Origin of the sequence: Petroclostridium xylanilyticum, from assembly GCF_002252565.1 — a bacterium.
Taxonomy (GTDB): Bacteria; Bacillota; Clostridia; order SK-Y3; family SK-Y3; genus Petroclostridium; species Petroclostridium xylanilyticum.
On record NZ_NPML01000011.1, the window covers coordinates 62,782 to 86,744 of the forward strand.

The window sequence follows — 23,963 nt, forward strand, 5'->3', positions numbered from 1 at the left end:
TTATGTAGTTTTTAACTCCGAACCCCGAACTATAAATTATAGCACTTTCGTTACTCCACTATATACTAGGCCCCTTGAACTGTCAATAGTAACGGTAGTACCACTCTTTAGTATTTCTGTTGCCTCTTTTGCTCCCGTAATCACAGGGATATCAAGAGTCATGCCTACAATTGCAGCATGGGAGGTGATTCCTTCTTCTTCTGTGATAATTCCGCTCGCTTTCTTGAGAATGGGCAGGAGTTCATTGGAAGTTGAACTAATAACCAGTATATCTCCTTCATTAAATTCTCTTAGTGCCTGTTCAGCGCTCTTTGCAACACACACATTTCCACTTACCGACAAATTATTTACACCGCTTCCTTCTACTAACACATGACCAACCAAATGGACTTTTAAAATATTGGTAGTACCGCTTATGCCTACCGGCATACCTGCTGTAATCACTACAAGGTCACCATTTTTTACAATCCCTGATTGTACAGCTTTTTCAACGGCATGCTCAAATAAATCATCAGTTGTTACCTTTAATTCCGATAAAAAAGGATAAACACCCCATGAAAGCGCCAGTTGCCTATAGACCTTTTCAGAAACTGTAGTTGCTATAATTGGGCATGCCGGTCTGAACTTTGAAACCATTCTTGCCGTATGCCCCGATTTGGTTACAGATATGATTGCTGCAGCACCCAGGTCATGGGCAGTGGTACAGGTGGCATGGCTTATAGCATTCGTAACATTAGGTAATAAATTAAATTGTGTGATTGCAAATCTTTTTTTGTAGTCAATTGAATCTTCGGTCCTTCTAGCTATTCTTGCCATTGTTACCAGACTTTCAACAGGATACTTACCGACTGAAGTTTCCCCCGAAAGCATAATAGCACTGGTTCCGTCATAAATCGCATTTGCAATGTCCGTAGTCTCTGCACGGGTAGGTCTCGGATTTCTAATCATCGAGTCCAACATCTGAGTTGCGGTAATTACCGGTTTACCTGCCTGGTAACACTTCTCAATTAGCATTTTTTGAATGACAGGAAGCTCTTCCAGAGGAATCTCAACACCCATATCACCTCTGGCAACCATAATACCATCGCTGACTCTTAAAATATCATCTATGTTTGTGACGCCCTCACCATTTTCAATTTTGGCAATAATCTGAATTCCTTTCCCGCCATTTTGCTCAAGTATTTTCCTTACCTCCAACACATCTTGGGCTGTTCGAACAAAAGAAGCTGCAATAAAGTCAAAATCATTCCTTATACCAAACAATATATCCTCTCTATCCTTTTCACTAATATAAGGTAATTTGATGGATACACCCGGCACGTTTACACCTTTATGGTTGCTTACCTTGCCGCCATTTTGGACTTCACATTTGATGTCGGTATCACTGACTTCTTGTACTATTAATTCAATCAATCCATCATCTATTAATATTCTATTTCCACTTCTTACATCTTGCGGGAGATTTTTATAGGTAATAGATACGATTTCTGCATCACCCTCAATTTCTCTGGTGGTTAGAGTAAATATTTGTCCTTCTTTTAATTCGACAACATCATTTTTGAAGTGCTTAATTCTTATTTCAGGCCCTTTAGTATCCAACAACAAAGCGACAGGTACCTGCAATTCATCCCTTATTTTTTTTAATGCATCTACTCTCTTTTGCTGGTCATCATGGCTGCCATGAGAAAAATTCAGCCTTGCTACATTCATACCTTTTTCTATAAGCTTTCTCAATACGTTGATGTCATCCGTTGCTGGCCCCAGAGTACAAACAATTTTAGTTTTTCTCATAAGTAATAATGATCTCCTTTCAAAAATGAAGAGTGAAAAGTTATACTCTTCACTCTTTAACCTAACTATTATTAATATTACTACATTGCCAATATCTTTGCAAGTTCTACCATATCCTGATCAACAGTCTTTGTCATATTTAATGCTTCTACAATATCAAAATCGACTATTTTGTTATCTTTCATAGCGATAACTCTGTTTCCGATTCCATCTTTAAGCAGTTGTACAGCCTTAGCTCCCATCTGACTGGCAATAACCCTGTCCATTACAGTAGGGCTTCCACCTCTTTGAATATGTCCTAAAATAGTTGCCCTGGCTTCAATTCCGGTTTCAGCCTGAATTTTCTTTGCCATTTCAACGGCACCACCAATACCTTCAGCTAAAATAACAATGTCATGCTTTTTGCCTCTGTGCTTTCCTTCTATAATAGGTTTTATGATATCCCTATGAAAGTCAAATTCTTTTTCCGGAATAATAATTGCTTCAGCACCGGTAGCAATACCCGCATGTATTGCAATATATCCCGCATGCCTGCCCATTACCTCAATAACACTGCATCGTTCATGGGAGGTGGCCGTATCTCTGATCTTATCGATGGCATCCTTTACAGTATTTAAAGCAGTATCAAATCCGATGGTATAATCGGAGCATGCGATATCATTATCAATGGTTCCAGGAATTCCTACCGTCGGAACACCTAAATTGCTTAAATCCCTTGCGCCCCTGAAAGAGCCATCACCGCCTATTACGACAATGCCGTCAATTCCAAAAATCTTGGTAATGGTTACAGCCTTATTCAAACCGGCTTCTGTAGCAAATTCAGCACTTCTGGCAGTTTGTAGTATAGTACCTCCCCGGTGCAAAATGTCTGAAACTGACCTCAGGTTCATTTCAAAAATATCTCCATTAATGAGACCATTATATCCTTTTCTTATGCCCATTACCTTAAGTCCGTAGTGGATCCCTGCACGTACAACGGCACGAATAGCAGCGTTCATACCTGGAGCATCTCCACCACTGGTTAATACACCTATTGTCTTTATTTCTGCCATAAATATCCCCCTCAATAGTTATTTTAATTAATTAATAAACTTTTTAAAAAAGGGTTAAAACCCTGTATCAATAATAATGCTGTGTGCTTCTTCTACTTCCGATTCAGGAACAAGCACCTCATAATAATTATCGTTATTATCTAAATTTTTGCTTATAGGCCGTATCTTTACCAACAACCCTTCTTTTTCCAATACCTGCTGCAGTTTTATAACAATTTCTTTACTCTGGGCCATATAAACTACAGTCCACATAATAACACGCCCCTCCTCAACATGCTATGCCCAAAGGAAGACATACTATTCACCAACATTGATAACACCATGCTTACAGTATATCACTGCTTTTCCTCTTACTTTCATTGCAGAAGTGTTTTCGGTAAATTGGGCAATATATACTTCTCCTTTGTCCAGTTTTTCGGTATGATGAAATTTGGTATCTTTTCCTCTTGTCAACCCGATTATATTTACACCATTTTCTTCCGCTTTTACTATAATATAGTCTCCTGATATACTATTATATTCTTCACTCATATAAAACACCTCGCACTAATATTATATTATTTTAGTATAAAAATCAATACATTTATTGATTTTGGGTGCATTTAATTTAGTTAAAAAATATTGTTATAATAGGCTCTAAGCCTTTTCGCAACGTTCTTTCCATAATATTCTTCAACTAAAAATATACGCCCATTGATTTTTTCATGTTAAGTTCTAACGCCTATTAACCGCAGTCTACAACTTTTATGCACTCATCTCCTACAATATTTTTTAATTCTGTAATTAAAAGATCATTCAAATTGACCCACATATCCCTGGAAGCTACAGTTATTTTCTCATTTTCTTCAAAGTACACATACACCGGGGTATCACCATTAAAAAAACGTAAAACCGGAGTTACCCTGTCTAATATGTTATTATTTTTACTCCTGATTTTTATATATAATTTTTTAGCCTTACTAATCATCTTTAATGGCATTATTTCTTCACATAATATTTTAGGCTGCTCTTCCTCCCGTATGCTTATTCTTCCTTTTATTGTAACAATATTATCTTCTATAATATAATTGTAATATTTGTCTAAAATTTTCGGAAATACAATTACTTCTATAGTACCAAATAAATCTTCCAATGTAATAAAGGCCATAAGACTATTATTCTTTGTTGTCTTTGTTTTCTTGCTAATGATAATTCCACCTAAAATGACTTCAGTCCCGTCGGCTAAAACTTTAGTGCTGTGATTCAAATTAGTTTCTGATATATTTTCTTCTAAAGATAAAATGTCTGCAGTTGTCGCATTGATAACCTGATCTAATTGGATCCGATACGGATCCAGAGGGTGCCCTGAAAGGTATAATCCAATAGTCTCCTTTTCCATGGATAACAGCACCTTCACAGGATATTCCTTAATTTGAGGCAAATCATCATTCACTGAAAAATTATGCCTGCTGTTAAATTCGTTACAAAACAAAGAGATTTGTCCGTCAAGATTTCTCTTTTTGTTTTGTCCAATGCTATCTATAATTTTTTCATACACCGCCATCAATTGGGAACGATACACCCCAAAGCAGTCAAATGCACCACATTTTATCAGACTTTCTATCAGTCTCTTATTAAGGTCTTTTTCACTCATTCTTTCACAGAAATCCCTAAAGCTTTTAAAGGCTCCTCTTGTTGTACGTTCTTCAACTACATCCCTGATGATGTTTCTCCCTACATTTTTAACTGCGACCAGTCCAAACCTTATACAGTTACCCGACACAGTAAAACCATCATAGCTTTCGTTAATGTCAGGAGGTAAAAGTTTAATACCCAACCTTTTACATTCTTGAATATATTGAGACACCTTTGTACTGTTATCCAGAACACTCGTAAGCAGTGCAGCCATAAATTCTGTAGGATAATAGCATTTTAACCATGCAGTCTGGTATGCGATAACTGCATATGCAGCAGCATGCGATTTATTAAAGGCATATTTGGCAAAATCCATCATTTCATCAAATATTTCCTCTGCCACTCGTTCCTCTACACCTCTTCTAATTGCTCCGGGAAGAATCACCTCTCCTGTTTCATCGACAATCCCGTAAATAAAGTTATTTTTTTCTTTTTCCATTACGTCGGCTTTCTTTTTTGACATGGCACGCCTTACAAGGTCTGCCCGGCCTAAGGAATATCCTCCTAATTCCCGCACAATCTGCATAACCTGTTCCTGGTAAATGATACAACCATAGGTAACATTTAAGATATTTTCAAGCAGAGGATGCTTGTATCTTATTTCATGAGGATTATTCTTATTCCTTATATAACGTGGAATCTGGTCCATCGGTCCGGGTCTGTACAGGGAGATACCTGCAATGATATCCTCCAATGACTGGGGTTGTAGTTCTTTCATAAATTGCTTCATTCCTGCACTTTCAAGCTGGAATACTCCCTCCGTATAACCCTGGCACAAAATTTCAAACACCGGTTTATCGTCAAAACTAATACTGTTAATATCAATTTCTATGTTTTTCGATTGCTTAATCATATTAACAGCATCTCGTATTACCGTTAATGTTCTCAGACCTAAAAAGTCCATCTTTAAAAGGCCTAATTCCTCCAGCGTTCCCATAGGAAACTGGGTGGTTATATTGTCATCATTTTTTTGCAAGGGTACATAGGTGGATATAGGTTCTTTAGAAATAACGACGCCTGCCGCATGAGTTGATGCGTGGCGTGGAAGTCCTTCAAGTGCTTTCGCCGTATCAATTAACTGCCGAACTCTTTCATCATTTTCATACATTTTTTTCAAATCACTGTTTACTTCAAGTGCCCTATCAATGGTCATACCCAGTTCAAATGGAATATGTTTTGCTACAATATCTACATCTGCATAGGGTATATTAAGTGCTCTACCCACATCTCTGATGGCTGCCCGTGCTGCCATGGTTCCAAAGGTAATTATCTGTGCAACTCTATCCTCACCATATTTCCCTATAACATAATCAATAACTTCCTGCCTGCGTTCATAGCAAAAATCTATATCTATGTCAGGCATGCTGATTCGTTCAGGATTAAGGAACCTTTCAAACAAAAGATTGTATTTTATGGGATCAATATTGGTTATACCCAGACAATAAGATACCAGGCTTCCAGCTGCAGATCCCCTGCCTGGTCCGACCATAATTCCATGGTCCCGGGCATACTTTATAAAATCCCATACGATGAGGAAATAATCTACATATCCCATATTCTTAATTACTTCAAGTTCATAGTTCAGCTTGTGCTGAATTTCTGGAGTTATTTCCCCATATCTGGCTTTTAACCCTTGCTGGCATAAACCGGCCAAATAGTCAAAAGGTTCTATGTTGTCTGGAACGTGATAAGAAGGCAAATGCAACTTTCCAAATTCAAATTCTACATTGCATCGCTCGGCAATCTTTACAGTGTTTTCTATTGCTTCTAATGCAAAAGGAAATAATTCCACCATTTCTTCTGCTGATTTTAAATAGAATTCTGAAGTTTCAAATTTTAACCGGTCTTCTTCATCTACAGTTTTTCCCGTTTGAATACATACTAAAACATCCTGGTTTTTGGCATCTTCTTTGCTGATATAGTGAATATCGTTAGTAGCAACCAAACCGATGCCTGTTTCTTTTGAAAGCTTAACAAGCTGCTGATTTACAATGCGTTGTTCGTGAATACCATGGTCTTGCAATTCTAAATAAAAATTATCTTTACCAAAAATACCGGCATACTTATATGTCAATTGCTTTGCCTGTTCATAATTACCATTTAGCAAAGCCTTCGGTATATCTCCTCCAAGACAGGCACTAAGAGCAATAAGGCCTTCATGATATTTTTCCAGTATTTCAAAGTCTATTCTCGGTTTATAGTAAAAGCCCTCGGTAAAGCCTATAGAGACAATATTCATGAGATTCTTGTACCCTGTAATATCTTTTGCTAAAAGGACAAGATGCCCCTGGTTTCCATCTAATTCGCTTACTCTATCATGGCGCGAACGTGCAGCCGTATATACCTCACAACCTATAATAGGCTTAATACCTTCTTTTTTCGCTTCCTTATAAAATTCAATAACACCATACATTACGCCATGGTCAGTAATAGCAATACTATCCATTCCAAGATCTTTCGCTTTTTTTACCAGGTCTTTAATTCTACATGCCCCATCCAGCAGGCTATATTGTGTATGCACATGCAAATGGACAAATGATTTCATCATGCCTAATCGCCTTCCTGATGTGTTCTCTAGTTATTATTATAATGTATTTTGCCCAAAAGAAAAAGATTAAGATTGAGAAAATATAAAGCTCATAAATAATCTCAATCTTAATCTCAAGCTAAAATCACCCTCCATGGTGATTTTCCGGCTGCAACATTCCATACATGGTGCTGCTTATCCGTCACAATGCATGTAAGATATTTAGTGTTATTTATATAGTTCTAAATGAACTATATTTCACACGTATCTACTATCATTATATTTAACCTTTTTGTTAGATCTATTTCTGTAAAAGCATCAGCTTTTTGCCCATTATTATTATAGATAATACGGACAATTGGCCTTGTTGGTAATTCTCTATTAACGTCCACTATAATACCTTTTGCTCCATCACTAAGTAAGACCCCTGTTCCCACAGGGTATAATGCAATATTTCTTACAAAACATTGTAGAATAGTCTTGTCAAACTGTTGTGCACCGAGCGCAGTAATATATTCGATTACTTCATGGACTTTTATTTTTTTTCTGTACACTCTATCGGATGTTAGTGCATCATAAACATCAGCAATAGCTACAATTCTGGCAAATAAATGAATATTTTCACCTTTGATCTTAAGAGGATAACCACTTCCATCAAATCTTTCATGGTGTCCAAGTACAATATAAGCTGAAGAAGCACTGATGTTTGGATTATCCTTTACCATTTGATATCCTAAAACCGTATGCTGTTTTATTTTTTCAAATTCATCATCTGTTAACTGGGACGGTTTTTTTAGAATCTCTTCTGGGATAACCACTTTGCCAATGTCATGCAATAAGGCACCAACTCCCAAATCCCTTAACCTTAGTTGATTAAGTCCCAGCCTGATTCCAGTAATAAGGGAAAGGACGCAGACATTGACCGAATGGGCAAAGGTATAATCATCCACAGTTTTCAAATCACTAAGATTTACTAAAATATCTTTATTTTCCAGTAATTCATCAATAATTCGGTTTACCATACTCTTGACCCGATCGGAAGTAAAATGAGAAGTGGTTTTACACTCATCCATAATATTTTTAATTAAGGCTTTTGCTTCCACACGGGTCCTTTCATTGATAACATCTCTGACATCTATATCTTTTGAGATTTCATCCTCTATATATATTTCTGATATATTGCAGTCTTTTAAACGGTTAATATATGCTTGCTTAAGTTCCATACCGGCACCTAGTAATATATGTCCGTTTTCTGTATAGATGGACCTTGCCAGCTTCATACCACTTTGAACGTTGCTTAATGATATTTTTCTCATTTGTTTCCCCCAGTTAATTGGTACAATAAAGCACGAAATAGTCCGGTCATACCATTATCATAAAGTCTAAAATATCATATTTTTCTACAATTATTTACAGCAATTTTAAAATATCATAGATACTTTATAAATACAAGAGGAAATCCTATAAAACCTCTGGATTTTGTAAAAAATAGTCCTTTAGACCCATGTAAAAAAACACTATTTCTTATGGGCATTCTGCAGGTTTTCTGCAATATTTTGTAACTTTCTTAGCCTATGGTTAACCCCTGACTTTCCGATAGGAGGATGAAGCATTTCTCCTAATTCCTTTAGACTGGCTTCCTTATATTCTAATCGCAATCTGGCAATTTCCTGTAAAACTGCTGGTAATTTCTCCAATCCTAAAGTATTTTGTATAAATTCTATATTTTGTATTTGTTTTAACGAGGCATTTACAGTCTTCTCCAGATTAGCTGTCTCACAATTCACCATGCGGTTTACATTGTTTCTCATCTCTTTCATAATACGTATATTCTCTAATTCCATCAAAGACTTGTGTGCTCCTATTATATTCAAGAAATCAACAATGTTTTCACTTCCTTTAAAGTAAATAACATAATTAGATTTCCTTAAGATTGTTTTGGCCTGAAGGTCAAATTGTCCAAGAAGATCACATACATCCTTGCTTAAAAGATAATGGTGGGTTACCAATTCCAGATGATATGTGCTTTCAGGATCGGTTATTGACCCCCCTCCTAAAAAAGCCCCTCTTATAAATGCTTTCTTACAGCATTCCCTATCAACCATATGGTTATTTATTCGAAAACATATCAAGTTTTCATAGTCTCCTCCACTGCTAATTAATCTCAACTCTTTAAGAATTCTACTTAGGTTCTCTTTATCCTTGACATATAGAGAATAACTATTCATATGCTTAGGTGACCTATTCTTTTTTATATTTATAATTGTATGAACTCCAAAGGTCCATTTGGTCAGGTTAAATACCCTTCTTGCAACCGAAGCATTTTCAGTACTAATCTTTAAATAATTTTCATCAGTTCCATTCTTAATTATACCTGCAAAACAAATAATCCCCGCAAGTTCAGCAATACAACAACAGTTACCATCTTTTTCTAATCTGCACAATTCATTCTTTGTTCTAGAAGAGAAAGACATTTCCTCACCCCCAATTATGAAACGCTCTTTCCATAATATCATTCAAAAATTTTTTACTGGTAATTTGGTCTTTCATTAATTAATAAAATGTCTTCTACGTAAGCCCTCAGCACCTCTGCTACTCCCCATGCCTGTGCGAAACAACCCCGTGGGATATTGGGCGGATTACCGTCAAAGATTTCTGATATTGAACCGACACAGGCATCCTTTAAATGGTCTTTGAAGGGGCGTATCAAATTAAGGCAAAATTGCCTGCTTTCTTCAGAATAATTATAAGTTTTTCTGTAAGCAGTAATAAAATGTCCAATCAACCAGCTCCATGCAGTCCCCTGATGGTAAGCTGCATCTCTCTTAAACTGGTCACCTGCATATATGCCAATATATTCATTATTAAGGGGTGATAAACTTCTTAATCCATATGTAGCATAAAGTTGTTGTAACACAACATTCACTACATGACGGGCTTTTTCCCCTTCAATGATTGGAAAAGCAAGACTCATAGCAAAAATTTGATTCGGTCTTATTTTATCATCCTTTCCTTCTTCATTAACAATATCAAATAAACACTGTTTTTTCTCATTCCAAAATTGCTTTTCAAAAGATATTTTTACTCGAGAGGCAATTTCAAGATATCTGAAATTATTTTCACCAAAGTACCCTGAAATATGTGCCATAATATTTAATGCATTATACCATAATGCATTAACCTCTACCGCTTTGCCATGGCGGGACGTTACAACCCAATCACCTATTTTTGCATCCATCCATGTGAGCTGTATTGCTGAGCTTCCTGCACTAATTAAACCGTCATCATCCATTTTTATATTGTAAAGAGTTCCTCCTGCATAAGAGTCAATAATTTCTTTAAGTCTTTCATATATGTTTGTCTTTATAAACTCATAATCTCCTGTATATTGTAAGTATTTATAAACGGCATGAATATACCAAAGGGCAGCATCAACCGTATTGTACCCAGGTTCTTCGCCAGCGTCAGGAAACATGTTAGGAATTAGCCCATGTTTTATATAATGTGAAAAGGTGTATAAAATATTTTTAGCATCATCATATCTTTTTGTTACCAACGTTAACCCTGGTAATGAAATCATAGTATCTCTTCCCCAATCGGTAAACCAGGGATAACCCGCAATTACAGTTTTTGAATGGGTAGATTCACGATAAACTATGAAATTATCACATGCTTTTACCAGACTGTTTACAAAATCATCTTGATACCCTGCATTGTTGACCAGTGAGTTTATCCGGTTTAACTCAGCTTCTATCACTCTATTTCCATCAAGTTTTTCCTGTTGTCCGATGCCAGCGGTAATGGTAATATACTTTTCTTTACCAGGATTAATTTCCACTTCAAATAATCCCGGTATATAATGATCCTCGATAGAGTGCAAACCTCTTTCCCGTTCAATGGCATAATCCATATTGTAAAAATATAGATCATCCTGCTTTATATACCTGCCTTCACTAATATTCAAGAATATATCAATATCATAATACTGAGGCCTTACAACAGTCCCATTCTCTTCCTCTCTCTGTTCAAAATTTAAATAACTTTTGGAGGAATTAAAATGATAATCTCTGAAGTTAACTAATGGGGCTATTTTTAGTTTGCAACCCCTCTCACCGGGAATAATTTTATACATAATGATAATCTTATTTTCTCCATAAACCATGCATATTTTCTTCTCTATAAAAATATCTTCCACATTATAAACATAAGTAGGTATTGGGTCCATTATGAATCTCTGCTGATATAAATATCCTTCACTAATATGTCCGATGGTTTGATTGGTATATAAATTATATGAAATACCATTTATAATTATACTTTCATCCAATTTTGAAAGAATAAGATGTCTCATTACAGGCGGTTTTAATGAAGCTATAAGGAGACCATGATATCTTCTTGTATTAGCACCTATAATAGTAGACGAAGAGAAACCTCCTATTCCGTTAGTCAGCAGCCATTCCCTTTGTATTCCCTGTTCAAAAGTTCTCCAGCTATCCTTTCCAAATTCCATGCCGTCCTCCACATGTTGAGATTAAGATTGAGATTGAGGTTTTGCATTCACAATCCTGATGTTCAAAAATCTTAATCTAAACCTCAATCTTTCTTCTTTAATCTATCTTTTACATAATAGTAATCTATTATTCTTCTCTTATCTTTATATAGAACTTCGTTTAATACCAAGCGGGCAATAATTCTTGCAAGCTTATCTGTATCATGTCTTATATACCCATTAGAAGTACTTAAGATGTCTTTTTCAATTAACGTTATGTTTTCTTCTTTAAACTTGTTTTTATCTACTACCACAGCTTGTGCTCCATCGTCCCTGTATTTACTTAATAATTCCTGGGGGATTGATTGGGTATTCACAATACAATAATCAATTAATCCTTTACCTACATGTTCCTCAATTGCAGCAACATGATCATGAGCAGTATACCCCTCTGTCTCACCAGGCTGCGTCATAATATTACATACATATAACTTAAGAGCCCTGCTGTTTTTTATTGCTTGGGCTACACCTTTTACGATAAGGTTAGGCAAAATACTTGTATAAAGACTTCCGGGGCCTATGACAATAATATCAGCTTTGGAGATCGCTTCCATTACATCGTTCAGTGGTTCCACATTTTCCGGAATCAGATATACCTTTCTAATACGGCTATTATACATCCTCTTTTGTTCTGCAATTTTTGACTCTCCACACACCTCTATTCCATTTTCCAACAGTGCACACAGTTGTATATCCTGAGAGGTAACAGGAAGTACCCTCCCGGTAACTGCCAATACATCACTCATCCTTTGTATCGCTTCTTCAAAACTATTAGAAATACCGTTCATAGCTGCCAGAAACAAATTTCCAAAACTTTGGCCTTTTAAAGTTCCTTCTGTAAATCTATATTGTAATAGCTGTTTCATTATTGGTTCAGTATCTGCCAAGGCTAAAATACAATTTCGAATATCTCCTGGAGGCAGCATTCCTAAATCCTGTCTTAGGATACCCGATCCACCTCCATCATCCGCAACGGTAACCACCGCAGTCAAATTTGATGTATAAAATTTTAATCCACGCAACATGGTAGAAAGCCCTGTGCCCCCACCCAGAGCAACGATCCTGGGACCTTTTACTGTTACGCTTCTTTCATATACAAGGTTTCCTATCCCATCTTCATCAATTGTAATTTTTATTTTATTATTTTTAAATACGTTTTTTATGCTCTCCCGCCAATACGTTATTCCTTTGCTTATGGTCTCAAACCCCCTGTTAAAATTCACTATTGTCCACCTCTATTATCTTTTTCAATATCCCTATGATGAATAATAGCTCTATGATTTTTTTCAATAAGGTATTTATATAAGGCTTCTGCAATTGTTACTGAACGATGCTTTCCCCCTGTACAACCAATAGATATTACCAGTTGCGATTTACCTTCTTCTATATAGTTGGGTATGAGAAACTCTACCAGATCCTCAAGCTTTTTAAGAAACTCATTCGCTTGCGGCCACTTAAGTACGTAATTTCTTACATCCTCATCTTGTCCGGTATGGTCTTTCAACGAGTTTATATAATATGGATTGGGGAGAAACCTTACATCAAATACAAGATCTGAATCCAACGGTATTCCATATTTAAAACCAAAAGATAAAACAGTGATAATAATACCTTCAAACTGTTTCCCCTCAACAAATATACTGGTTAATTGTTCTTTTAACTGGCGGGCCAGTAAATTTGAAGTATCAATGATATGGTCTGCCCTGTTTCTTACGTCCTGCAATAATTTCCTTTCGGCTTCAATTGCTTCAACAATTCTGCCCTCAGAAGCCAGCGGATGCTTTCGTCTGCTTTCTTTATATCGTTTAATCAATACTTCATCACTTGCTTCTAAAAATAGAATTTCATACATATATCCCGCTTCTGTTAAAGAATCCAGTCCATTGAAAAGTTCGTTGAATAAATCTCCACCTCTTATATCAATTACAAGCGCCACCTTCTCTATTTTCCCCTGGGATTGAAAGCATATTTCAGCAAACTTTGGTATCAATGCCGGTGGCATATTGTCAACGCAATAAAATCCCAAATCTTCCATGCATCTAATTGCCTGGCTTTTTCCCGCCCCTGATAATCCGGTAATAATTACGAACCTCATTCGATCACCTCTCACCAATTACTTTCACTTCTGTATCTAACGCTACACCAAACTTAGACTTTACTGTTTCTTGTATGTATTTTATTAAATCTAGTACATCCTGAGCTGTTGCATTTCCTTTATTTACAATAAAACCACAATGTTTTTCTGATACTTGAGCTCCTCCAATGCTGTAACCTCTTAATCCGCTGTCCTGTATAAGCTTTCCAGCATAATATCCCTCCGGCCTGCGAAAAACACTTCCGGCACTAGGCATTTCCAGCGGCTGTTTGTCTCTTCTTCTCTTATTTAAATCATCCATTTTTTCTTTAATACTCTTTTTATCGCCATATTCAAGTTTGAGTCTGGAACTCACTACTATTTTATTTGTTCCCTGAAATATACTGGTCCTATATCCAAATTTATGCTGCTCTCCTGCCACGGTGCAAAATTTTCCATCCTCATCGATATATTTTGTTTCAATTACAACATCTTTCATTTCACCATCATAGGCCCCTGCATTCATTACTACTGCACCACCCAGTGTACCTGGAATACCCGAGGCAAATTCCAACCCGGTTAATCCATTTTGCAATGCTGCATGAGCCAACTTAGAAAGCAGAACCCCTGCTTCACACTCTATATAATTTTCATATACTTCAATCTTATTTAGGAAATTTACGGTTTTTATAACAACCCCTCTTATTCCTTTGTCTGTTACTAGCAAGTTAGAGCCATTTCCCATAAGAAAATATTCTATGTTTTGTTCTCTGCATAATCTGACTGTTTGGGCTAATTGTTCATAGTTTTGGGGCAGCACCATTATATCTGCACAACCTCCAATTTTAAAGGAAGTATGATTTTTCATAGATTCATTTTGAAGTATATTTTTTTCACTTATAATGGTGCTTAAACTTTCTATAAGCTCATTATACCTCTCCACTCTCCACCCTCCACAAATTTTCAGTTTTAATTCCTTAATTTTAGCCTATCATTTTATTGTATCCTTACAGTCCCTAATATATTACTACTAAGATTGAGATTAATTGTTTTATCAATCATATCCTTTGCCTTAATCTCAGTCCTATTATACCAAAAAAAAATGTATATAGGATATCCTATACACATTTTTTTTGAGAAACCTTCAAACTACTTACCCAGCATGGCTGCACCTATAATCCCTGCATCATTACCCAACTGTGCAATCCTAATCTCGGTTTGTGGAATATCTTTGCTGTATACCTTGTCTTTAACCAGTTCTCTTAGCGGTTTAAGAAGATAATCTCCCTCTTTGCAAATACCACCGCCGATGACCAGCATTTCAGGCTGAAAAGCATTTATTACATTAACAATACCTTCTGCCAAATATCTTATATATGTCTCTACTACCTTTTGGCCGACCGGGTCTCCTTTTTTTGCAGCATCAAAAGCAGTTTTACCACCTATTTTATCTAAGTCTCCGTCTACCAATTTATTTATTATTGAATCGGGGTTTTTTACCGCCGCTTCCCTTGTCTGCCGGATTAAGCCTGTTGCAGAAGCATAAGCTTCCCAACATCCTTTTCTCCCACATGTACACTGTTCACCATCCATCACGATAACTGTATGGCCCAATTCTCCACCGGCATAATTAAACCCGCTATAAATCTTTTTATTAATGATAATGCCTGAGCCAACTCCTGTACCAAGCGTAATAGTAATAGAGTTGTTTACATCTTTTGCAGCACCTGCTACTGCCTCAGCAAGAGCAGCACAGTTAGCATCATTCTCTATATACACAGGTAAATCAATATATTTTTGCATTTCTTCCCTCATTGGAACATTATAAAACTGAAGATTATTGGCATAGACAAGAATACCCTTCTCATTGTTTGGTGTTCCCGGACTCCCTATACCGATAGATTTGATATCCTTTAATTGGTATCCTGCATCTTCTATTACCTTTAAAGAAAGCTGCGCCATATCTCTAATGATCTCAGAGTAGTGTCTGGAAGCATTAGTCGGAATACTATCTTTGTGAATAATAGTACCGTTTTCATCAACTAAACCCACGGCAATATTTGTTCCACCTAAATCAATACCAATATACATTACATATCCCCCTTTATATAATAATATTTTTCCTTTTTTTCAGGTAATCTAATAATTTCTGCGCTGAAGTATTCATAATTAACTCTTCAGGCATACCTACCTCTTCTAAAAGCTGATATACTTTATCAAATTTCCCAACATCAAAGCTGATATGTGCATCACTACCGACTACGATTTTTACGCCCAGTTCCTTACATTTTTGTGCAATAATTTTGCAATTTATCTCACTTCCAGTCCTAACCAAAAAGGAATGGTTATTTATTTCTACTAATTTATCAAAATCTTTTACACATCTCAACACTTCATCGAAGTTGTAAGTAAATACTGGATTACCACTATGACCTAGAGCATCAACATAAGGATTTTCAATAACTTTAATCCATGCATGCGTATGCTGTTCTATCGTGCCAGGCTTTATACACACATCATGGAAACTGGCAATAACCCAATCAAGTCTTCTAAGATACTCTTCAGGCATGTCAATGTTCCCATCCATATCAATGATATTTGCTTCTACACCTCTCAGAATTTTAACCCCATAGATCTCCCTCGGTACTACCTTCAAATTTCCAAAATGCCATAAATGAGGTGCATCGACCATTGCTACGCCGTGGTCAGTAATTGCAATCATTTCTAATCCTTTCTTTGCTGCCTGTTCTGCAAGTTCCTGAATTGTACTATAAGCATGTCCGGTAGCAACGGAATGACAATGAGTATCAATTAATAGTTCCAACTTATCTCCTCCATTAAACTATATTGAACGCACTAAAGATCTTACATTAACTTCTGTATTTGCATGCGCATAGCAGTTATACCTCCAATGTAAAATCATTATCGCGTTATATACATTATAAACTATTCTTTTCAATTTCCTCCATTAGTCTTTGATTTAATTCTTCCGCAGCATTGTAACCCATCTTTTTTTGTCTATTATTCATTGCTGCAACTTCTACAATAACAGCAAGGTTTCTTCCAGGCCTTACCGGAATCGTGAGGGAAGGTACATTTATCCCTAATACATTGGTATGTTCATTCACTAATCCTAATCTGTCATAATGCTTATTTTCTTTCCATAATTCAAGATGAATAATCATATCAATTTTTTCTGTATCTTTAACGGCACCCATACCAAATATCTTCTTTACGTCTATTATTCCGATTCCCCTGATTTCTATGAAATGCCGAATAATTTCCGGAGCACTTCCAACCAATGTTCTTTCTGATACTTTTTTTATCTCCACAGCATCATCAGCTACTAAGCGATGCCCCCTTTTCACCAATTCAATTGCTGTTTCACTCTTGCCAACACCACTTTCACCCAAAATTAAGACACCTTCACCGTATACTTCAACCAATACACCATGTTGAGTAATTCTTGGAGCAAGCCAGGTGTGAAGATATCCAATTAGACTGCTCATAAACCTGGAAGTAGAATCTTTTGCTCTTAAAATTGGAGTTTCATATTTTTTTGCTGCTTCTATCATTTCAGGGAAAATGTCTAAGTCTCTGGTTATAATTACAGCAGGTATCTTTTTTGAAAAAAGTCTATCGAAGCTTTCATATCTCTGCAATGATGTAAGATTTTGTAAATATGTGGTTTCAACCTTACCGATTATTTGAAGCCGATTATTATCAAAGTAATCAAAGAAACCTACTATTTGAAGTCCAGGTCTGTTAACATCCGTAGAGATAACCTTTATTTCATTGCTCTTTTCATAATTCATTACATTTTCCAGATGAAATTCATCAATTATTTGCTGCAAGGTAACAAAAAACGAAGGACTATCCAAAGCTTTCCCCCCTGACACTAGTATTATCAAAACATTATTATATACCTTTTTAACAAATTAGGAAATAGTAATTTTGGAAAAGTTCAAAATTATATCAATTTTTTATATAACAAAATCTTTACATTGCAAAAAAAGAGAAAACCTTGCAGTTTTACTGCAAGGTTTTCTTGGTGCACCATCGGGGACTCGAACCCAGGACACCCTGATTAAGAGTCAGGTGCTCTACCAACTGAGCTAATGGTGCATATATTAACTTAATGGCGCGCCTGAAGAGATTCGAACTCCTGACCCACTGCTTAGAAGGCAGTTGCTCTATCCTACTGAGCTACAGGCGCTCAAATCAGTTATTATTTAGCCACTAAATTAATTTTCAATAGTGGAGCTGATGAGCGGGATCGAACCGCCGAACCTCTTCCTTACCAAGGAAGTGCTCTGCCTACTGAGCTACATCAGCAAAACATTGGCGACCCGGAAGGGGCTCGAACCCTCGACCTCCAGCGTGACAGGCTGGCATTCTAACCGACTGAACTACCGGGCCGTATTTGGCAGGGGCAGTAGGATTCGAACCCACGACACACGGTTTTGGAGACCGTTGCTCTACCAGCTGAACTATACCCCTGTATATTTAATTAATAATTAATAATACATCATCCATTACTTATGCAATATTATAACATATTATTTTATAATACTCAAGAAAAGAAATAAGTAAAAAATCTCTTATAATCGCATTAATTATTCATTATTAATCATTAATTGTTAATTGATACTGGTGGGCCTTCAGGGACTCGAACCCCGGACCAACCGGTTATGAGCCGGTTGCTCTAACCAACTGAGCTAAAGGCCCTAAAAAAGTGGTGACCCATAGGGGACTCGAACCCCTGTTACCGCCGTGAAAGGGCGGTGTCTTAACCGCTTGACCAATGGGCCATATATGGCTCCTCAAGTAGGACTCGAACCTACGACCCTGCGGTTAACAGCCGCATGCTCTACCGACTGAGCTATTGAGGAATATCGGTTCCGGCAACGACCTACTTTCCCGGGAGGTCCCCCTCCAAGTATCATCGGCACGATGGAGCTTAACTACCGTGTTCGGAATGGGAACGGGTGTGTCCTCCATGTCATTGTCACCGGATAATTCAACTGTGTCTAGTTCACAGTTCACGGTTCACAGTTTTTATCTCGTTTCCCCTTGAATTCTTAACCTGCTCTTTTAATTGCCTTAGGTACTCTTTCTTGTTCACCAGCATGTTCCCCATTCACCTTTCTACTGTGAACTGTGAACCATGAACTGTGAACTGTTTCATGTACCCTCAAAACTATACAATGTAAAACATGAGGTTTTTGCAAAAACCTTCTTCATATATTCTTTCCCGCAATTAACCTCGTCTTTAATAATTATTCATTGTTAATTGCTTTCTTGGTCAAGCCCTCGGTCTATTAGTATCAATCAGCTGAGTGCATTACTGCACTTACACCTTTGACCTATCTACCATGTAGTCTTCATGGGACCTTACTAGCTTTTGCTATGGGAAATCTTATCTTAGGGGGGGCTTCACGCTTAGATGCCTTCAGCGTTTATCCCTGCCGCACTTAGCTACCCAGCTGTGCACTTGGCAGTACAACTGGTGCACCAGTGGTGCGTCCATCCCGGTCCTCTCGTACTAAGGACAGCTCCCTTCAAATTTCCTGCGCCCGCGACAGATAGGGACCGAACTGTCTCACGACGTTCTGACCCCAGCTCGCGTACCGCTTTAATGGGCGAACAGCCCAACCCTTGGAGCCTACTTCAGCTCCAGGATGCGATGAGCCGACATCGAGGTGCCAAACCTCCCCGTCGATGTGGACTCTTGGGGGAGATAAGCCTGTTATCCGCAGTGTAGCTTTTATCCGTTGTGCGACGTCAATGCCACTCTCTTACCGCCGGATCACTAACTCCAACTTTCGTTACTGCTCGACCTGTCCGTCTCGCAGTTAGGCTAGCTTTTGCGTTTACACTCTTTGCGCGATTTCCGACCGCGCTGAGCTAACCTTTGAGCGCCTCCGTTACCTTTTAGGAGGCGACCGCCCCAGTCAAACTGCCCACCTGACAGTGTCCCATACCCGGCTTACGGGTACTGGTTAGAATTTCGGTATCTCAAGAGTGGTATCCCAACGTCGACTCCATATACACTGGCGTGCATATTTCTTAGTCTCCCACCTATCCTGTGCATGAAATACCAAAATCCAATATCAGGCTGCAGTAAAGCTCCATGGGGTCTTTCCGGCTAGTCGCGGGTAACCAGCAGCTTCACTGGTACTACAATTTCGCCGGGCGCGCTGTTGAGACAGTGCCCAAGTCGTTACGCCATTCGTGCGGGTCAGAACTTACCTGACAAGGAATTTCGCTACCTTAGGACCGTTATAGTTACGGCCGCCGTTTACTGGGGCTTAAGTTCAAAGCTTCGCTCTTCGCTAACCTTTCCCCTTCACCTTCCAGCACCGGGCAGGCGTCAGCCCCTATACGTCGTCTTTCGACTTAGCAGAGACCTGTGTTTTTGCTAAACAGTCGCTTGGGCCTATTCTCTGCGGCCTGGTCTCCCAGGCACCCCTTCTCCCGAAGTTACGGGGTCAATTTGCCGAGCTCCTTAACAACGCTTCTCCCGTTCGTCTTAGGATTCTCTCCTCACCTACCTGTGTCGGTTTGCGGTACGGGCACCTCACCAATATGCAAGCTTTTCTTGTCAGTGTAGATTCATCTGCTTCGCTACTTGTTTTCGCTCCCTTTCGCCACACTCTACCAACGGTGTGGTCAGACTATCTTCCTGCGTCCCTTGCATACTTTTCGGCTTCGGTGGTTACGGAATTTCAACCGTATGTGCATCGACTACGCCTTCCGGCCTCGCCTTAGCTCCCGACTTACCTTGAGCGGACGAACCTTCCTCAAGAAACCTTAGGCTTTCGACGATTATGATTCTCACATAATTCTCGCTACTCATTCCGGCATTCTCACTTCTATCTCGTCTACACGTCCTTTCGGTCATGCTTCTGCCTACCATAGAAAGCTCCCCTACCATACTTGCGTATCCAAAGCTTCGGTATAGGTTTTAGCCCCGTTACATTTTCGGCGCAGAATCACTCGACCAGTGAGCTATTACGCACTCTTTGAATGAATGGCTGCTTCTAAGCCAACATCCTGGTTGTTTTAGCAACTCCACATCCTTTACCACTTAAACCTATTTGGGGACCTTAGCTGTTGGTCTGGGCTGTGTCCCTTTTGACTATGAAACTTATCTCCCATAGTCTGACTCCCGGACATCATCTCTATGGCATTCAGAGTTTGATAGGGTTCGGTAACCGGATAAGGCCCCTAGCCCATTCAGTGCTTTACCTCCATAAGATTAATCCGAGGCTAGCCCTAAAGCTATTTCGGGGAGAACCAGCTATCTCCGAGTTCGATTGGAATTTCTCCGCTACCCACAGCTCATCCCCCACTTTTTCAACAGTGGTGGGTTCGGACCTCCACGAGACTTTACTCCCGCTTCATCCTGTCCATGGGTAGGTCACCCGGTTTCGGGTCGTATGCATGCAACTTTATGCGCTCTTCACACTCGGTTTCCCTACGGCTTCGGTGCTTAACACCTTAACCTCGCTGCATACATACACTCGCCGGACCGTTCTACAAAAAGTACGACGTCGCACTTAAATGTGCTTTGTCTGCTTGTAAACACAGGGTTTCGGGTTCTCTTTCACTCCCCTCCCGGCGTGCTTTTCACCTTTCCCTCACGGTACTTTCCTCTCTCGGTCATTAGGTAGTATTTAGGCTTGGGAGGTGGTCCTCCCTGCTTCCCACCGGAGTTCACGTGCCCGATGGTACTCCGGATCCTGATGGCTCACTTTTGCTTTCGCATACAGGACTTTTACCCCCTGTGGTCTACCTTTCCAGGTAGTTCTGCTAGCTCCTGTGATGCACTGTTCAGTCCTCAACCCCAAAGGTATTTCTACCCCTGGTTTGGCCTTTTCCCCTTTCGCTCGCCACTACTTAGGGAATCGATGTTTCTTTCTTGTCCTCCGCCTACTTAGATGTTTCAGTTCAGCGGGTATTCCCCCGCATAGCTATGGATTTACTATACGGTGACCGGATATTGCTCCGGCCGGGTTCCCCCATTCGGATATCTGCGGGTCTTAGGCTATTTGCGCCTCACCGCAGCTTTTCGCAGCTTATCACGTCCTTCTTCGGCTCCTAATGCCAAGGCATCCACCCTGCGCTCTTTCTAGCTTGACCATTTGTTTTAGTGTGGAGTGGGAAGTGGATAGTGGGGAGTTCCCTCCTCCAGTCCTTACTTCCTTATCCTTCACTGATTGAACATTCTGGTGTTCTCCTGTTTTTAGAATTATATGAGTAAAGTTTGCCTTTGAAATTACAGTGTAATACAGTGTTCTCCACTGCAGTTACCCTATGATCTTTTCCTCATGTCTTTACATTGTTTAGTTTTCAAGGTACATTGTCAGTGAGGAGTGTGGAGTGATTAGTGGGGAGTTTCCCCTTCTGCTACTCTGCACTTCTACACTACTATTGAAAAACCTTTTATTAGCTTCATGCTTTCATGGGTAATGGTTTTCTCCCCACTCCCCACTATTCACTGTCCACTAATGAATTGGTCTTTCAAAATTAAACAGCGTAAGCGTTCTCAGACATTACTTATCGTAATGTATCGACCATAGGATTCGTTCCTTACTTTAATAATTATTAATTATTAATTGGAACTTCTCTCTTTAGAAAGGAGGTGATCTAGCCGCACCTTCCGATACGGCTACCTTGTTACGACTTCACCCCAATCATCGGCCCCACCTTCGACTGCTGCCTCTTCCGTTAGCTCACAGGCTTCGGGTGTTGCCGACTCTCATGGTGTGACGGGCGGTGTGTACAAGGCCCGGGAACGTATTCACCGCGGCATGCTGATCCGCGATTACTAGCAATTCCGACTTCATGTAGGCGAGTTGCAGCCTCCAATCTGCACTGGGACTGCTTTTGGGGATTTGCTCCACCTCACGGTCTTGCTTCCCTTTGTTGACAGCCATTGTAGTACGTGTGTAGCCCAGGACATAAGGGGCATGATGATTTGACGTCGTCCCCACCTTCCTCCGCTTTGTCACCGGCAGTCTCGCTAGAGTGCCCAACTTAATGCTGGCAACTAACAACAAGGGTTGCGCTCGTTGCGGGACTTAACCCAACATCTCACGACACGAGCTGACGACAACCATGCACCACCTGTCTTACCGTTCCTTACGGCACTCCCCTATCTCTAGAGGATTCGGTAGATGTCAAGCCCTGGTAAGGTTCTTCGCGTTGCTTCGAATTAAACCACATACTCCACTGCTTGTGCGGGCCCCCGTCAATTCCTTTGAGTTTCAACCTTGCGGCCGTACTCCCCAGGTGGGATACTTATTGTGTTAACTCCGGCACAGAAGGGGTCGATACCTCCTACACCTAGTATCCATCGTTTACGGCGTGGACTACCAGGGTATCTAATCCTGTTCGCTCCCCACGCTTTCGCGCCTCAGCGTCAGTTACAGTCCAGGAAGCCGCCTTCGCCACTGGTGTTCCTCCTAATATCTACGCATTTCACCGCTACACTAGGAATTCCGCTTCCCTCTCCTGCACTCAAGATATGCAGTTTCAAATGCAGCCCCGGGGTTGAGCCCCGGTATTTCACATCTGACTTGCTTACCCGCCTACACGCCCTTTACACCCAGTAATTCCGGACAACGCTCGCCACCTACGTATTACCGCGGCTGCTGGCACGTAGTTAGCCGTGGCTTCCTCCTTAGGTACCGTCATCTTTCGTCCCTAAAGACAAGAGTTTACGATCCGAAGACCTTCTTCCTCCACGCGGCGTTGCTGCGTCAGGGTTTCCCCCATTGCGCAATATTCCCCACTGCTGCCTCCCGTAGGAGTCTGGGCCGTGTCTCAGTCCCAATGTGGCCGGTCACCCTCTCAGGTCGGCTACTGATCGTCGCCTTGGTAGGCCGTTACCCTGCCAACTAGCTAATCAGACGCGAGGCCATCTTATACCGGATTGCTCCTTTGGTCATCACGACATGCGTCCTGATGACTTTATGCGGTATTAGCACATCTTTCGATGTGTTATCCCCCTGTATAAGGCAGGTTCCTCACGCGTTACTCACCCGTCCGCCGCTAAGGTATCTTAGGTTTCCCTTCAATACCTCCGCTCGACTTGCATGTGTTAGGCACGCCGCCAGCGTTCGTCCTGAGCCAGGATCAAACTCTCAATATATGTTCACGGTTCACAGGTCACGGTTCACTGTTCACTGAACCTCTTCTGTCAACCCAATCTGTTCCCCGTTATATATTAATCGTTCAATTTAGCTCATAAACTATTACTAACTTACTTTATTAAGTACGCTAGGTTTA

14 protein-coding genes, 8 tRNA genes and 3 rRNA genes are annotated in these 23,963 nt (G+C 39.6%); all 25 read right to left on the reverse strand.

What is annotated here, in order from left to right; translation table 11 throughout:
- Nucleotides 1-36 precede the first annotated feature (36 nt).
- The 25 genes from pyk to CIB29_RS06135 all read right to left on the reverse strand — a co-directional run bounded on the left by pyk (nucleotide 37) and on the right by CIB29_RS06135 (nucleotide 23,826).
- Entirely contained in the window at nucleotides 37-1,791 is a 1,755-nt protein-coding gene (gene pyk / locus CIB29_RS06015) for a pyruvate kinase (RefSeq protein WP_094547777.1), read from the reverse strand.
- 80 nt (nucleotides 1,792-1,871) lie between these two features.
- The gene (gene pfkA, locus CIB29_RS06020) at nucleotides 1,872-2,834 is read right to left on the reverse strand and encodes a 6-phosphofructokinase (RefSeq protein WP_479724519.1); all 963 of its coding nucleotides are present in this window, start codon (nucleotides 2,832-2,834) and stop codon (nucleotides 1,872-1,874) included.
- 63 nt (nucleotides 2,835-2,897) lie between these two features.
- On the reverse strand, nucleotides 2,898-3,095 hold the full coding sequence (locus CIB29_RS06025) for a hypothetical protein (RefSeq protein WP_094547781.1): 198 nt from the start codon (nucleotides 3,093-3,095) through the stop codon (nucleotides 2,898-2,900).
- Nucleotides 3,096-3,140: 45 nt separating this feature from the next.
- Nucleotides 3,141-3,374 (reverse strand): trp RNA-binding attenuation protein MtrB, encoded by a 234-nt coding sequence (gene mtrB, locus CIB29_RS06030; protein ID WP_094547783.1) that lies wholly within the window; start codon nucleotides 3,372-3,374, stop codon nucleotides 3,141-3,143.
- A gap of 193 nt (nucleotides 3,375-3,567) precedes the next feature.
- Nucleotides 3,568-7,062 carry a DNA polymerase III subunit alpha gene (locus tag CIB29_RS06035; protein ID WP_198543785.1) on the reverse strand — a complete coding sequence of 1,165 codons (3,495 nt, stop codon included), beginning with the start codon at nucleotides 7,060-7,062 and terminating at the stop codon, nucleotides 3,568-3,570.
- 233 nt (nucleotides 7,063-7,295) lie between these two features.
- Complete coding sequence (locus CIB29_RS06040) at nucleotides 7,296-8,360, reverse strand: HD-GYP domain-containing protein (protein ID WP_094547787.1); 1,065 nt, start codon at nucleotides 8,358-8,360, stop codon at nucleotides 7,296-7,298.
- Between the two features lie 201 nt (nucleotides 8,361-8,561).
- Nucleotides 8,562-9,518 carry a DNA-binding protein WhiA gene (gene whiA, locus CIB29_RS06045; protein WP_094547789.1) on the reverse strand — a complete coding sequence of 319 codons (957 nt, stop codon included), beginning with the start codon at nucleotides 9,516-9,518 and terminating at the stop codon, nucleotides 8,562-8,564.
- A gap of 53 nt (nucleotides 9,519-9,571) precedes the next feature.
- Entirely contained in the window at nucleotides 9,572-11,554 is a 1,983-nt protein-coding gene (locus tag CIB29_RS06050) for an amylo-alpha-1,6-glucosidase (RefSeq protein ID WP_094547791.1), read from the reverse strand.
- A gap of 83 nt (nucleotides 11,555-11,637) precedes the next feature.
- Nucleotides 11,638-12,816 (reverse strand): gluconeogenesis factor YvcK family protein, encoded by a 1,179-nt coding sequence (locus CIB29_RS06055; RefSeq protein ID WP_242965076.1) that lies wholly within the window; start codon nucleotides 12,814-12,816, stop codon nucleotides 11,638-11,640.
- Nucleotides 12,816-13,688 carry an RNase adapter RapZ gene (gene rapZ, locus CIB29_RS06060; RefSeq protein ID WP_094547795.1) on the reverse strand — a complete coding sequence of 291 codons (873 nt, stop codon included), beginning with the start codon at nucleotides 13,686-13,688 and terminating at the stop codon, nucleotides 12,816-12,818. The genes CIB29_RS06055 and rapZ overlap by 1 nt, the downstream gene beginning before the upstream one ends.
- Nucleotides 13,689-13,692: 4 nt before the next feature.
- Entirely contained in the window at nucleotides 13,693-14,610 is a 918-nt protein-coding gene (murB, locus tag CIB29_RS06065; RefSeq protein ID WP_242965077.1) for a UDP-N-acetylmuramate dehydrogenase, read from the reverse strand.
- A gap of 206 nt (nucleotides 14,611-14,816) precedes the next feature.
- Entirely contained in the window at nucleotides 14,817-15,758 is a 942-nt protein-coding gene (locus tag CIB29_RS06070; protein WP_094547797.1) for an ROK family protein, read from the reverse strand.
- Between the two features lie 13 nt (nucleotides 15,759-15,771).
- The gene (locus tag CIB29_RS06075) at nucleotides 15,772-16,491 is read right to left on the reverse strand and encodes a phosphatase (RefSeq protein WP_094547798.1); all 720 of its coding nucleotides are present in this window, start codon (nucleotides 16,489-16,491) and stop codon (nucleotides 15,772-15,774) included.
- A 115-nt stretch (nucleotides 16,492-16,606) separates the two neighbouring features.
- Nucleotides 16,607-17,548: an HPr(Ser) kinase/phosphatase gene (gene hprK / locus CIB29_RS06080; RefSeq protein ID WP_094547800.1), complete on the reverse strand. Its 942-nt coding sequence runs from the start codon at nucleotides 17,546-17,548 to the stop codon at nucleotides 16,607-16,609.
- Nucleotides 17,549-17,716: 168 nt separating this feature from the next.
- Nucleotides 17,717-17,792: transfer RNA gene (locus CIB29_RS06085), tRNA-Lys, on the reverse strand.
- A 14-nt stretch (nucleotides 17,793-17,806) separates the two neighbouring features.
- Nucleotides 17,807-17,883, reverse strand: a tRNA-Arg gene (locus CIB29_RS06090).
- A gap of 42 nt (nucleotides 17,884-17,925) precedes the next feature.
- Nucleotides 17,926-18,002: transfer RNA gene (locus tag CIB29_RS06095), tRNA-Thr, on the reverse strand.
- 7 nt (nucleotides 18,003-18,009) lie between these two features.
- Nucleotides 18,010-18,086 (reverse strand) — tRNA-Asp (locus CIB29_RS06100).
- 5 nt (nucleotides 18,087-18,091) lie between these two features.
- A tRNA-Trp gene (locus CIB29_RS06105) sits at nucleotides 18,092-18,167 on the reverse strand.
- A gap of 151 nt (nucleotides 18,168-18,318) precedes the next feature.
- Nucleotides 18,319-18,395, reverse strand: a tRNA-Ile gene (locus CIB29_RS06110).
- 8 nt (nucleotides 18,396-18,403) lie between these two features.
- Nucleotides 18,404-18,478, reverse strand: a tRNA-Glu gene (locus CIB29_RS06115).
- 5 nt (nucleotides 18,479-18,483) lie between these two features.
- Nucleotides 18,484-18,559, reverse strand: a tRNA-Asn gene (locus tag CIB29_RS06120).
- A 7-nt stretch (nucleotides 18,560-18,566) separates the two neighbouring features.
- A 5S ribosomal RNA gene (gene rrf, locus CIB29_RS06125) occupies nucleotides 18,567-18,683 on the reverse strand.
- 285 nt (nucleotides 18,684-18,968) lie between these two features.
- Nucleotides 18,969-21,812: ribosomal RNA gene (locus CIB29_RS06130) — 23S ribosomal RNA — on the reverse strand.
- Nucleotides 21,813-22,307: 495 nt separating this feature from the next.
- Nucleotides 22,308-23,826, reverse strand: a 16S ribosomal RNA gene (locus CIB29_RS06135).
- The 16S, 23S and 5S rRNA genes sit together here with 8 tRNA genes alongside, the layout of an rRNA operon.
- Nucleotides 23,827-23,963: the final 137 nt, after the last annotated feature.